Below are 12,294 nucleotides of genomic sequence, written 5' to 3' on the forward strand. Positions count from 1 at the left end.
TAGCACCATGCAACTCATCGATATCGGCGTCAACCTGACCAACCCCAGTTTCGCCGACAAACACCAGGCCGTGCTCGACCGCGCCTACGCTGCCGGGGTTTGCCAACTGGTGCTGACCGGCACCAGCGTCGAGGGCAGCGAACAGGCGCTGGAGCTGTGCCGGCAACTGGATCCGGACGGCCAGCGACTGTTTGCCACCGCCGGCATTCACCCGCATTCGGCCAGCGACTGGAACGCCGACAGCGCACGGCGTCTGCGCAGCCTGCTGCTGGAATCGAACGTGGTGGCGGTGGGTGAATGCGGGCTGGATTTCAACCGCGATTTCTCGCCGCGCCCACAGCAGGAAAAAGTCCTCGAAGAACATCTGGCGCTGGCTGCCGAACTGCAATTGCCGGTGTTTCTGCACGAACGTGATGCGAGCCAGCGCCTGCTGGACATCCTCCGTGACTTCCGCGATCGCTTGCCCGCCGCCGTGGTGCATTGCTTCACCGGCGAGCAGAAAGCGCTGTTCAGCTACCTCGATCTGGATCTGCACATCGGCATCACCGGCTGGATCTGCGACGAGCGTCGCGGCACCCATTTGCATCCGCTGGTGAAGGAGATCAAGCGCGGTCGCCTGATGCTGGAAAGCGATGCGCCGTATCTGCTGCCACGCACACTGCGGCCGAAGCCGAAAAACGGCCGCAACGAACCGGCGTATCTGACCGAAGTGCTGCGTGAAGTCGCGTTGCATCGAGGCGAGACCGAAGCTGATCTGGCAGCCCACACCACCGCCTGCGCGCGGGCGTTTTACGGTTTACCTACCCCGCCCTAGCCGAGCCGAATGCATCAGTTGTTGATGCACATCAAGATCCGGACACCTGCGTAGCGGCACAATAATGGCACCTTGCCAAAACTGTTTCCGCTATCAGAGAAGACCTCCATGGGTGCCTGGCTTAGCAATATCTCGCTGAAATACAAATTCTGGGCGGTCAACGCGGTCGCCTTTGTCACCACCCTGTTGCTGGTACTGTACGCCGTACAGCTGGAACAACAGGCCCGCAGCCACGCCGCGCAAACCTCGGCCCAGGCCCAGGCGCAATTGCTCAAGGCCTGGCCGGCCGAGCAGGCGCTGCCCAAATCCGATCAGGTACTGACTTTTAAACGCGGCGAAGCGCCCCGCCTCAACGATCAGCCGCTGCTGGAGATCACCGACAGCAACGGCTGGATCGAGATCAGTCACTTGCCGTTGTTCGGTGAAAACCCGCTGCTCGGCGCCGAGGTCTTCAGCCGTGCCGATGGTCAGCAAGTCGCCGTGATCGCCTATGCCCCAAGCCTCAGCCAGGTCTTCCGCGAGCGTTTCGCCAATTACGCGGTGGCGGTGTTCATCCTGATGCTGGCGATGCTTGGTGCTTCGCAGTTGCTGATCCGCTTTCTGCTCAGCCAGCTCAACACCCTCAAGGACGTGATGCTGCACGTGGAGAAAACCGGCGACCTCGCCGCCCGGGTGCCGCTGGCCTGCAAGGATGAAGTCGGGCAGATGGCCAACGCGTTCAACGCAATGCAGGCCGGTTATCAGCGAGTGGTGACCACCGTGGCCAACACTGCCCGACAACTCGACGTCGGCGCCGCACGGCTTGCTTCAAGCATGAACGAGGTGCGTCACGGCATGCTCGGCCAACAGAGTGAAACCGATCAGGCGGCCACGGCGATCAACGAAATGACCGCCACCGTCTACCACATCGCCCAGCACGCCGGCGCCACTCGCGACCTGTCGCAGACCGCCGATGGTCTGGCCGGCAGCGGCCAGCAAGTGGTGAGCCGGGTGCAGACTTCGATTGCCGGCCTGTCCAGCGGCGTGCAGCAGACTGCCGAGATGATCCAGCGTCTGGCCGAGGACAGCCAGAAGATCAACGGCGTGGTCAGCGTGATCCACAGCATCGCCGAACAAACCAATCTGCTCGCACTCAACGCCGCCATCGAAGCGGCCCGTGCCGGGGAAATGGGTCGCGGGTTTGCGGTGGTTGCCGACGAGGTGCGCAACCTCGCCAAACGCGTGCAGACCTCCACCGATGAAATCACCACCATGGTGTCGGCGTTGCAGGCCGGCACCCGCGATGCGGTGGACTTCATGCAGGAGAGTTCGTACAAGGCCGACGACTGCGTGCAACAGGCGCAAGAGGCCGGCGAAGCGCTGGCGGAAATCACCGGGGCGGTGGCGCAGATGCGCGAAAGCAACACGCAGATTGCGGTGGCGGCGGAGCAGCAAAGTCAAGTTGCCGAAGAGATGAATCGCGCGGTGGTGAGTATTCGCGATGTCACCGAGAACACTGTGCAGCAGACCGTGGATTCGGCGACCACCAGCAATGAGTTGGCGACGCTGGCCGGGGAATTGAACAAGGCGATCGGTCAGCTGAAGCTCTAGGGGGCAACATCAAGATTGGCGATTGTCCCTATCACTTCAATAGCCAACCTTGATTCGCCGCTATGGCTGCCCGGGCCTATTCTTCAACCATGTACCAAACATGGATCGAGGAGCAGCAACATGGGCAAACGTCACCCCAACCTACCCGCGTGGCAATGGCGCGCGTACCCGAACAACCATCAGCACCCGACCAATCTGGTGCTGCACCTGATTGCCGTGCCGCTGTTCATCGTCGCGTTTCTGTTGATCGTCTCGGGTGTGTTCAGCCTGAGTCTGGCCAGCGTGGCGATCGGCGTAATCGGCATCATCGCGGCGCTGGGTCTGCAGCGTCACGGCCACAGCCTGGAGGCGCAAGCCTCCGAGCCGTTCAGTGATCGCAAGGACGCCGTTTCGCGTCTGCTGGTCGAGCAGTTCCTGACGTTTCCGCGGTTCTTCCTCAGTGGCGGCTGGTTTCGCGCCTGGCGTGAACGCCATCGCCGCCATTGAGTCAGGCGAAGATCGTCACCGTCTGCCGACTCATCGCAATCAGTTCACCCTTCGCGCTCCACAGCTTGGCGGCGACGTGGCCGTAACCGTCGGCCGCATACTCGATGTCCGCCAGGTATTGGCAAAAATCCAGCGTACTCAAATCCCGTAACGGCTGAACGAATTCGATGGTCCAGGTCAGCGTGCTGCCCGGTGCCGGTTTCTTCAGGTAAGGCAACAGCGCGGGCGGCCAGGCATCGACCAGCGCCAGCAGGTGCGCCTCGTTGACCGGCTCTTCCTTCACATCCCCACGCAAACGCACCCAGCCGCCCATCAGCCGCGACTGATTGCCGGTGAACGGCATGCCGCCGACACTCCAGCGCATCGCCAGATGACGCATGAACTCCGGGGTTACGCCTTTGATGTACGGCAGTTCCTGGCAGTCGTCGCAGTGCTTCATCTCGGGTGCCGGATAGGCTTCAACCGCCACTTCCGACGGCCGCGAAGCCCCGAAGCTGCCTTGCACCATCGTCACCACCTGACCGTTCTGCACGGCGCGCCCCAGCACCTGGCTCACTGCCTTGCCTTCGCGCAGCACTTCGACTTCAAAACTCACCGGCACTTCGGGCTCGACCGGGCCGACGAAGGTGATCGCCAGCGAACGCACCGGTCGATCAGTTGGCACCTTGGCGCGCATCACTTCAAATTGCAGCGCGGCCACCAACCCGCCAAAACTGGCCCGGCCCTGGCCCCACTCCGCCGGAATCGTGACCTCCGGTTGACGACGGACAGCATCGATCAGATCGCAAAAGCGCATGGAAACCTCGGACACGAAAAGGGAATGACCGGATCTTAACCAGCGCGGCAGAGCGGTGCAGCGTCCATTCCGGTCAAAGAGACTGACAGATAAGACAGCGGTGCTGCGCGCCAGCGGGTTTCAGGACTTGAAGCAGGTCGCGCTGAGTTTTTCCAGCACCCGGTCGGCCTTGATTTCGGCCTTGGCCATGGTCGCCTGCCAGGTGACGACGCAGGGTTGCAGATCCGGCTCCAGTTCGGCGCGGGCCAGCCATTGCCAGCAATCGTGCCAGTCACCGAGGGCGCCTTGTGCGGATTTCAGACGGGACAATGCAGGTTTCGGCAGGCGATCGAGTTCGGGATAGGCTTCGATGCCGTAACGCACGCGTTTGATCAGCAGACGCAGGCGATGGCGGTCGTGGGCTGGGTCGTGCAGCGCCACGTCGAGATTCTTCCATTGTTTGCCCAGACGTTTTTCAATGCGTTTGTCCAGGCGTTCGAGCAACCCCTGGCGCTGGGATGCGCGCAGAAAACGCGGAAAGGCATCGAGGATCATCAGCAGCGACGCCACTTCGGCGCTGGCCGCCAGCGTCGGGTAGGCCTCGGCCATTTGCGCCATCCGCCGCTGCGCGGCTTCAGGCTGACCATGTTCAAGCAGATATGCCGCCAACACCTCGCGGTCGCGCCATGGCGTGGTCAGTTGCCCCACCGCAGCCGCCGCATCCTCCAGCTGCTCGACACCGGGCAAGCCGCGCAACGGTCGCAGCAGACTGCGCAAGCGCCGCACGGTGGTGCGCAGATCGTGCAGCGCTTCAGGGTCGGTCCGCGCAGTCATACGCGCCTGACAGGCCAACAGCCGCACTTCGAGGCTCAGGACGTGGGCCACCAGCCGATCAACCAACGCAGACATCGCTTGCTCCTGAATTCAATGGCTTTGCACGAGTGTGCGCCGACGCAGGCGACCTGCCCTTGCGCCACGTCAGCAGCTTAGCGCCCGGCGCGGGATTCGCGAATGTAGAAGCGCGCCTTTTCGGCTTTTTTGGTGCAGCCTTCGAATCCCTCGAATTGCTGCTGAGTCTTGGCTGCCGTCAACAGCGACAGCGCCTTGGAATAGCTGACAGTGCCGGCAAACCCTTCGGCTTTCGCCAGATCCAGTTCATGCCACGCCGCGTCGAGCTGGCTGCCGCAGCTGTCGCGGTAAGCGGTCTTGCCGGCGCAACCGGCCAATGCCAGAGCCAACAACGGCACACAGATCCAGGCTTTCATCACTCACACCTCAAAGATAGGTCAACAGTCGTGCAGGTAAGACGTTTCGGCAGCGAAAAAGTGCCTTGTGTCCCGCAATTGCACCGCACTGCAAAAGATAGCGCCGACGGGTCATGAAGTATCGGAAAAACGACGCCATCGCCGCCCCGAACGACCCCGGCGATTGTCGCCCGGCCCTCGATGGGTGCATTGTGGAACCTTGCCGGGAGGAAGTCGGATGAAAAAGCGTGTCGCACTGGTGCTGGGCTCCGGTGGCGCCCGGGGCTATGCCCATATCGGGGTCATTGAAGAGATCGAACGACGGGGCTATGACATCAGTTGTATTGCCGGCTGTTCAATGGGGGCCGTGGTCGGCGGAATCTACGCCGCCGGCAAGCTCGACGAGTACCGCAACTGGATCGAAAGCCTGGATTACCTCGACGTGCTGCGCCTGGTGGACGTCAGCTTCCGTCTCGGCGCGATCCGTGGCGAAAAAGTCTTCGGCCAGATCCGCAAGATCGTCGGCGAGATCAATATCGAAGACCTGCGCATCCCCTACACGGCGGTGGCCGCCGACCTCACCAACCAGCAGGAAATCTGGTTCCAGGAAGGCTGTCTGCATCAGGCGATGCGCGCCTCGGCGGCGATTCCCAGCCTGTTCACTCCGGTGATGCAGGGCAACCGGATGCTGGTGGACGGCGGCATTCTCAACCCGTTGCCGATCGTGCCAGTGGTGTCGAGCCACTGCGACCTGATCATCGCGGTCAATCTCAACTCGACCAACCAGCGCCATTACAAACTGCCGGTGATCCAGCGCCCCGCCGCGTTCCGCACGCGCTTCGACAGCCTGATCAGTTCGCTGGGTTCGAAGATGCCGTTCCGCCGCAAACAGGCCGAGCAATTGCTGATGCTGGAACAGGAAGCGCTGCGTGCCGAAGCCGCGGAAATCAATCCGTGGATCGAAGGCGCCGAACCGGAAACCCAGCAACCGGCCGCCGCACCGGAACGCGATGGCGCACCGAAATCCGCCACCGGTTCGTTCATCGTCGATAACGTCGGGCCGGCGTCATTGCTGGACCTGATCAACCAGAGTTTCGAGGTGATGCAGACCTCGCTGGCGCAGTACAAGATCGCTGGCTATCCACCGGACATCCTGATCAACGTGCCGAAGCGGGTATGCCGGTTCTTCGAGTTCTACAAGGCGCCGGAACTGATCGCGCTGGGTCGCGAGATTGCCCGGGATACGCTGGATCGCTACGAGAGCGAACAGAACTAAAGACTGTTCTCGCTCAACAAGCGATAACCGACGCCGGCCTCGGTCACGATAAACCGTGGCCGGGTCGGATCGTCCGCGAGTTTCTGCCGCAGATGCCCGACCACGATCCGCAAGTAGTGGCTGTCCTCGGTGTGGGTCGGCCCCCAGATGTCCTTGAGCAATTGCTGCTGGGTGATCACCCGCCCCGGATGCCGCGCCAGTTGCGCCAGCACTGCGTATTCCTTGCGGGTCAGGGCGACTTCGACGCCGTCGAGCAGCACCCGGCGGTACGCCAGGTCCACGGTCAGCGGGCCGAAATTCAACGCGGCCTGCTGCGCTTCGCCGGCCGGTGCCTGGCGCAGCAACGCACGCACCCGGGCGAGAAATTCCTGAATGCCGAACGGCTTGGTCACGTAGTCATTGGCGCCGCCATCCAGTGCCTGGACCTTCTGCCCTTCACTGGCGCGCACCGACAGCACCAGCACCGGCACCGTGGCCCACTCGCGAAACTCGCGCAGCACTTGCTGGCCGTCCATGTCCGGCAGGCCGAGGTCGAGCACCAGCAGATCCGGTTTGTTCAGCGCCGCCTGGGCCAGGCCCTCGGCGCCGGTGCCGGCCTCCAGCACTTTGTAGCCCTGGGAAGCGAGGCTGATGCGCAGGAACTTGCGGATCTGCGGTTCGTCGTCGATAACCAAAATGGTCGCGGTCTGGCTCATGAATTCACATCAACACAAAAGAGTGGCAAGAGAGTAGCGCAGCGCGGATCAGGCTTCACCGTCCATCCCCGGTTGCGTCTGCAAGGGCAGGTGCAGGGTGATGCAGGTACCGCGTCCGTCGATGCCGTCGCCGACACTGATCCGCCCGCCATGGGCGCCGACCATGCCCTGACAGATCGCCAGCCCAAGGCCGGTACCCTGCCCGCCCCGATCACCTCGGGCGGCGGTGTAGAACATGTCGAAAATCTTCGCCCGCTCATCGACGGGAATTCCCGGCCCTTCATCGCTGACCGAGAAAAACACTTCGCTGTCATCCGCCCCGGCGCGCAGGTGCAGACGGCCGTGGGACGGCGAGAACCGGGCGGCGTTTTCCAGCACGTTGACCAGCGCCTGTTCGATCAGCGCAGCATGCACGAACAACAGCGGCAATTCGGCTGGCACATCGGTCGCGACCTGCAATGACGACAACACCGCCCGCAGACGATTAAGCGCACTGCCGACGATGTCCGCCGGCGACACCCAGTCGCGCGCCAGCTTCAGGGCGCCGTGGCCGAGGCGGGTCATGTCCAGCAGGTTCTGGATGTAGCGGTCGAGACGCTCGGCTTCATCGCGGGTGCCTTCGAGCAGCTCGCGGCGATCCTCCAGCGGGATCGCTTCGCCGAGCGCCAGCAGGCTGTCGATGCTGCCGCGCATCGAAGTCAGCGGGGTGCGCAAATCATGCGACACCGAGGCCAGCAAGGCGCTGCGCAGTTGTTCGGTTTCGCCGTGCAGACGCGCGGCTTCCAGGTCATCGGCCAGTTGCGCCCGGGCCAGAGCCTGAGCCAATGGTTGACTCAACGCGGTCAACAAACGGCGACGCTGGCCACTCAAGGTCTGGCCTTCTTTCGCACAGACGCCGAGCAGCGCCAGCGGCCCGTCCTCCACCGACAGCGGCCACCACCACCAGCGCCCGAACGGCAACGTGCCGGTGCCCATGCCCGCCGGTTGATCGTGTTGCCAGGCCCAGTCGGCGGCGGCGCGCTCGGATTCAGTAAACTGCAACGGCCCGCCGGTCTCGACTTTCCAGCCGCCCTGGCCGTCACGATTGACCAGGCACAGTTGCAGATCGCTCCAACCATTGAGGTGCTGCGCGGCGGCGCTGACCACGGCCTGGCGGTCGGTGGCCGCGGTGAGTTTGCGTGACAGGTCGAGCAGCTCGGTGGTCTCTTCCTGGGTATCGCGCAGCGCCTGCAATTGCCGACGCTGACGCGCCGCCAGGTTGCCGGTGAGCGCCGCCATCAGCAGGAAGAACAGCAAGGTCAGCACGTCCTCTTCGCGCTGGATGGCGAAAGAAAAGTTCGGCGGGATGAACAGGAAATCGTAGGTCAGAAACGACAGCGCCGCACAAGCCAGCGCCGGGCCGAGGCTGCTGCGCACCGCCACCAGCAACACCGCCGCAAGAAACACCAGCGAGATGTTCGGCAGCGGCAGCACGCTGGACACCGCCCACGCCAGCGCACTGGCCAGAATCGTCGCCACCAGCGCCAGCGCATAGTCGAACCACACCAGCGTCGGCGCTACACGCGGGCGCGGCTGATGCTGTTCCTGATCACTGTCCAGCACGTTGATTTCCAGACCGTGGGCCTGACGCAGCAAACGCGCCGCCAGCCCACCGCCGAACAGACGCCTGCGCAGGCGCGGCCGCGACTGGCCGACCAGCACCAGGCTCGCCCGTCGTTCAGCGGCATGCTGGATCAGGGTTTTCGCCACTTCGCCGGCCCGCAACAGCACCACTTCGCCGCCCAGACGCTCGGCCAGTTGCTGGGCACTTTGCAGGCGCAGGCGCGATTGCTCGTCGCGCACGCTGCCGTTGTCGACGTGTACCAGACTCCATGGCAAATGCCGACGCTGGGCCACTCGGCTGGCATGACGCACCAACCGTTCAGCCTGGGCATCACCATCGACCCCGACCAGCAAGCGACCGCGCACCGCCGGCGCGTCCTGACCGAGTTGGCGATAGCCTTGAGCGAGATCGTTATCAACCTGCGCGGCAGCGGTCTGCATCGCCAGTTCGCGCAGTGCGGTGAGGTTGGTCTGGGTGAAAAATGCATCGATCGCGGCGCGCGCCTGCTCCGGCACGTAGACTTTGCCTTCGCGCAGGCGCTCAAGCAGTTCCCGGGGCGGCAGGTCGATCAGCAGCAGTTCGTAGGCTTCTTGCAGCACCCAGTCCGGCAGGGTTTCGCGCACCTGGACACCGGTGATGCCGCGCACCTGATCGTTGAGACTTTCCAGGTGCTGGACGTTGACCGTGGTGTAGACGTCGATGCCGGCGGCGAGCAGTTCCTGAATGTCCTGCCAGCGTTTGGCGTGGCGGCTGCCGGGGGCGTTGCTGTGGGCCAGTTCATCCACCAGCACAAGCTTCGGTCTGGCGGCGAGCAGGCCGTCGAGGTCCATTTCTTCGAGCGTCACGCCCCGGTATTCCGAGCGCACCAGCGGCAGTTGCGGCAGGCCGCCGAGCAGCGCTTCGGTTTCGGCGCGGCCGTGGGTTTCGACCACCCCGGCGATGACTTTCACGCCCTGGCGCAACTGGCTGTGGGCGGCCTGCAACATCGCGTAGGTCTTACCCACGCCTGGTGCTGCGCCGAGGAAAACCTTGAGCCGGCCGCGTCCGTCGCGGGGCAAGTCTGCTAACAGCGCGTCGGCGCGGCCGGAGTCACTCATGCTTGAAGCTCTCTCTTCCTGATCTCATCGCAATTTACAGCTTCTCAAGCGCCATGTTCAGCGCCAGCACATTCACCACCGGCGGCCCCACCAGCGGCTGTTCGATGTGCGCGTCGAGCAGTCGCTGCAAGGTCGCCACCGGCATATTGCGCGCGGCCGCAACACGCGCCAGTTGATAGGCAATCGCTGCCGGTGGCAAGTGCGGATCGAGACCGCTGCCGGAGGTGGTCACCAGCGCCAGTGGAACCGGGCCCTGCCCGGGTACTTGCAGCTTGTTGGCGTCGTCGATCACTCGTGTGGCCAGCGCCGGATTGCTTGGCGACAGGTTGCTCGCACTGCTCGAAACAGTGGCAAAGGCACCGGCCGAAGGACGCGGATGGAACCACGCATCGCCGACAAAATCCTGAGCGATCAGCGACGAGCCGCGCACCTTGCCTTCGGCATCGCGCACCAGGCTGCCGTTGGCCTGCTCGGGGAAGGCAACCTGCGCGACGCCCGTAACTACCAACGGATAGGCAACGCCGGTGACCAGGGTCATCAGCACCAGCAGGCTCAGGGCCGGACGTAACAGTGTGGACATTTCAAAATCCTCGAATTCGTGCTTGAAGCGGTGTGCCCGGCACACCGCTGTTCAGGTTCAAACCAGATGCAACGCCGTCAACAGCATGTCGATCGCCTTGATCCCCACGAACGGCACCAGAATCCCGCCCAGGCCATAGATCAGCAGATTGCGTCGCAGCAGCGCCGCCGCACTCGCCGCCTGCACCCGCACGCCGCGCAGGGCCAGCGGAATCAGCACGACGATGATCAGGGCGTTGAACACGATGGCCGACAGGATCGCGCTCTGCGGGCTGCTCAAATGCATGATGTTCAGCACGCCCAGTTGCGGGTAAATCGCGGCGAACAGCGCCGGCAGGATCGCGAAGTACTTGGCCACGTCGTTGGCGATGGAAAAGGTCGTCAGCGCGCCGCGGGTCACCAGCAATTCCTTACCGATCTGCACCACGTCCAGCAGCTTGGTCGGGTCGCTGTCGAGGTCGACCATGTTGGCCGCTTCACGCGCGGCTTGCGTGCCGTCGTTCATCGCCATGCCGACGTCAGCCTGAGCCAGCGCCGGGGCATCGTTGGCGCCGTCGCCGCACATCGCAACCAGACGACCATCGTTCTGCTCGTGACGGATGCGGGCGAGTTTTTTCTCCGGTGTGGCTTCGGCCAGCACGTCGTCGACGCCTGCCTCAGCGGCAATCGCTGCGGCGGTCAGCGGGTTGTCGCCGGTGACCATCACGGTGCGAATCCCCAGTTTGCGCAGCTCGGCAAAACGCTCGCGGATGCCCGGCTTGACCACGTCTTTGAGGTGAATCGCGCCGAGCAGTTTGCCGTCGGCGCAAACCAGCAACGGGGTGCCACCGCTCTGGGCAATCTTGTCGATTTCCCGGGACAGCGCCGGCGCCAGATCCTTGCGCTGTTGACCGAGGAACGCCAGCAGCGAATCCACCGCGCCCTTGCGGAACACACGGCCCTGATAGTCGACACCGGACAAGCGGGTTTCAGCGCTGAACGGTACGGCGGTCAGAGTTTCCGGCGAAGGTTCTGGCTGTGGATTGGTGCCGCGCAGGTACTCGACGATGGACTTGCCTTCGGCAGTTTCGTCAGCCAGCGAAGCGAACAGCGCACCTTCGGCCAGTTCTCGGGCATTCACGCCCGGCGCGGCATATACCGCGCTGCAACGACGGTTGCCGAAAGTGATGGTGCCGGTCTTGTCCAGCAGCAACACGTGCACATCACCCGCCGCTTCCACCGCACGACCGGACTTGGCGATCACGTTCAGACGCACCAGACGATCCATCCCGGCAATCCCGATCGCCGACAGCAGTCCGCCGATGGTGGTCGGAATCAGCGTGACCAATAACGCCACCAGGAACACCAGCGGCAGGCTGCCATTGGCGAAGTGGGCGAAAGGTTGCAGGGTCACGACCACCAGCAGGAAGATCAGGGTCAGGCCGATCAGCAGGATGTCCAGCGCCACTTCGTTCGGAGTCTTCTGGCGTTTGGCGCCTTCGACCAGTGCGATCATCCGGTCCAGTGTCGACTCACCGGGGTTGGCGGTGATCTTCACCAGCAGCCAGTCGGACACCAGCCGGGTGTTGCCGGTAACGGCGGAACGGTCGCCGCCGGACTCGCGGATCACCGGAGCCGATTCACCGGTAATTGCCGCTTCGTTGACCGCCGCGATGCCTTCGATGACCTCGCCGTCACCGGGGATCATTTCCCCGGATTCAACGCGCACCACATCACCCTTGCGCAGGCTGGTGGCCGGTACGACCTGGAAGCTGCCGTTGGCCAGTTTGCGTCGGGCGCTGAGGCCTTCACTGCCAGCCTTGAGGCTGTCGGCGCGGGCCTTGCCGCGACCTTCGGCCAGCGCTTCGGCGAAGTTGGCGAACAGCACGGTGAACCACAGCCACAGGGCGATTTGCGCGGCAACGAAAGTCGGCACGCTGCTGTCGGGAATGAAGCACAGCACGGTGGTCAGGATTGCCGTCAGTTCGACCACCAGCATCACTGGCGAGCGCTGCAACTGTCGCGGGTCGAGCTTGACGAACGCTTGCACCAGCGCCGGACGCCACAGGGCGCTGATCGCGGTTTTGGGTGCCTCTGCCGACTTGGCAGCTGCCGCTGGTTTTGAAGCTGGAACATGCATATTCATGATGGATTCC

11 protein-coding genes are annotated in these 12,294 nt (G+C 63.6%); 4 read left to right on the top strand and 7 right to left on the bottom strand.

What is annotated here, in order from left to right; genetic code table 11:
- Positions 1-7 precede the first annotated feature (7 nt).
- The 3 genes from KJY40_RS20865 (at position 8) to KJY40_RS20875 (ending at position 2,890) form a co-directional block, all read left to right on the top strand.
- The gene (locus tag KJY40_RS20865) at positions 8-814 is read left to right on the top strand and encodes a TatD family hydrolase (protein ID WP_230732452.1); all 807 of its coding nucleotides are present in this window, start codon (positions 8-10) and stop codon (positions 812-814) included.
- A gap of 108 nt (positions 815-922) precedes the next feature.
- Positions 923-2,404, top strand: coding sequence for a methyl-accepting chemotaxis protein (locus KJY40_RS20870; protein ID WP_230732454.1), 1,482 nt, complete (start codon positions 923-925; stop codon positions 2,402-2,404).
- Positions 2,405-2,524: 120 nt separating this feature from the next.
- Positions 2,525-2,890, top strand: a complete 366-nt coding sequence (locus tag KJY40_RS20875; protein WP_007950951.1) for an Mpo1-like protein — start codon at positions 2,525-2,527, stop codon at positions 2,888-2,890.
- Between the two features lies 1 nt (position 2,891).
- Here KJY40_RS20875 and KJY40_RS20880 read toward each other — a convergent pair whose 3' ends face one another.
- The 3 genes from KJY40_RS20880 to KJY40_RS20890 all read right to left on the bottom strand — a co-directional run bounded on the left by KJY40_RS20880 (position 2,892) and on the right by KJY40_RS20890 (position 4,930).
- Positions 2,892-3,686, bottom strand: coding sequence for an acyl-CoA thioesterase (locus KJY40_RS20880; protein ID WP_230732456.1), 795 nt, complete (start codon positions 3,684-3,686; stop codon positions 2,892-2,894).
- A gap of 120 nt (positions 3,687-3,806) precedes the next feature.
- A complete protein-coding gene (locus tag KJY40_RS20885; protein ID WP_230732460.1) occupies positions 3,807-4,574 on the bottom strand; it encodes a CHAD domain-containing protein in 768 nt (255 codons plus the stop codon).
- Between the two features lie 77 nt (positions 4,575-4,651).
- Positions 4,652-4,930, bottom strand: a complete 279-nt coding sequence (locus KJY40_RS20890; protein WP_230732462.1) for a hypothetical protein — start codon at positions 4,928-4,930, stop codon at positions 4,652-4,654.
- Between the two features lie 217 nt (positions 4,931-5,147).
- Between KJY40_RS20890 and KJY40_RS20895 the strand changes: the two genes are divergently transcribed.
- A complete protein-coding gene (locus tag KJY40_RS20895) occupies positions 5,148-6,185 on the top strand; it encodes a patatin-like phospholipase family protein (RefSeq protein ID WP_230732463.1) in 1,038 nt (345 codons plus the stop codon).
- Here KJY40_RS20895 and KJY40_RS20900 read toward each other — a convergent pair.
- From KJY40_RS20900 to kdpB, 4 genes are read right to left on the bottom strand one after another with little or no spacing between them, the layout of a single operon-like run.
- Positions 6,182-6,880, bottom strand: coding sequence for a response regulator (locus KJY40_RS20900; protein WP_230732465.1), 699 nt, complete (start codon positions 6,878-6,880; stop codon positions 6,182-6,184). The genes KJY40_RS20895 and KJY40_RS20900 overlap by 4 nt on opposite strands.
- A gap of 48 nt (positions 6,881-6,928) precedes the next feature.
- The gene (locus tag KJY40_RS20905) at positions 6,929-9,580 is read right to left on the bottom strand and encodes a sensor histidine kinase (protein WP_230732467.1); all 2,652 of its coding nucleotides are present in this window, start codon (positions 9,578-9,580) and stop codon (positions 6,929-6,931) included.
- A 34-nt stretch (positions 9,581-9,614) separates the two neighbouring features.
- Complete coding sequence (kdpC, locus tag KJY40_RS20910) at positions 9,615-10,160, bottom strand: potassium-transporting ATPase subunit KdpC (RefSeq protein ID WP_230732469.1); 546 nt, start codon at positions 10,158-10,160, stop codon at positions 9,615-9,617.
- Between the two features lie 57 nt (positions 10,161-10,217).
- Positions 10,218-12,284 (bottom strand): potassium-transporting ATPase subunit KdpB, encoded by a 2,067-nt coding sequence (kdpB, locus tag KJY40_RS20915; protein ID WP_407681975.1) that lies wholly within the window; start codon positions 12,282-12,284, stop codon positions 10,218-10,220.
- Positions 12,285-12,294 lie beyond the last annotated feature (10 nt).

Origin of the sequence: Pseudomonas fitomaticsae, from assembly GCF_021018765.1 — a bacterium.
GTDB lineage: Bacteria > Pseudomonadota > Gammaproteobacteria > Pseudomonadales > Pseudomonadaceae > Aquipseudomonas > Aquipseudomonas fitomaticsae.

Bases quoted from the DNA above. Each gene is read 5' to 3' on its own strand.
- KJY40_RS20865 (WP_230732452.1), top strand. From the start codon at position 8: ATGCAACTCATCGATATCGGCGTCAACCTGACCAACCCCAGTTTCGCC.
- KJY40_RS20900 (WP_230732465.1), bottom strand. From the start codon at position 6,880: ATGAGCCAGACCGCGACCATTTTGGTTATCGACGACGAACCGCAGATC.
- KJY40_RS20880 (WP_230732456.1), bottom strand. From the start codon at position 3,686: ATGCGCTTTTGCGATCTGATCGATGCTGTCCGTCGTCAACCGGAGGTC.
- kdpB (WP_407681975.1), bottom strand. From the start codon at position 12,284: ATGAATATGCATGTTCCAGCTTCAAAACCAGCGGCAGCTGCCAAGTCG.
- KJY40_RS20870 (WP_230732454.1), top strand. From the start codon at position 923: ATGGGTGCCTGGCTTAGCAATATCTCGCTGAAATACAAATTCTGGGCG.
- KJY40_RS20875 (WP_007950951.1), top strand. From the start codon at position 2,525: ATGGGCAAACGTCACCCCAACCTACCCGCGTGGCAATGGCGCGCGTAC.
- KJY40_RS20885 (WP_230732460.1), bottom strand. From the start codon at position 4,574: ATGTCTGCGTTGGTTGATCGGCTGGTGGCCCACGTCCTGAGCCTCGAA.
- KJY40_RS20905 (WP_230732467.1), bottom strand. From the start codon at position 9,580: ATGAGTGACTCCGGCCGCGCCGACGCGCTGTTAGCAGACTTGCCCCGC.
- KJY40_RS20890 (WP_230732462.1), bottom strand. From the start codon at position 4,930: ATGAAAGCCTGGATCTGTGTGCCGTTGTTGGCTCTGGCATTGGCCGGT.
- kdpC (WP_230732469.1), bottom strand. From the start codon at position 10,160: ATGTCCACACTGTTACGTCCGGCCCTGAGCCTGCTGGTGCTGATGACC.
- KJY40_RS20895 (WP_230732463.1), top strand. From the start codon at position 5,148: ATGAAAAAGCGTGTCGCACTGGTGCTGGGCTCCGGTGGCGCCCGGGGC.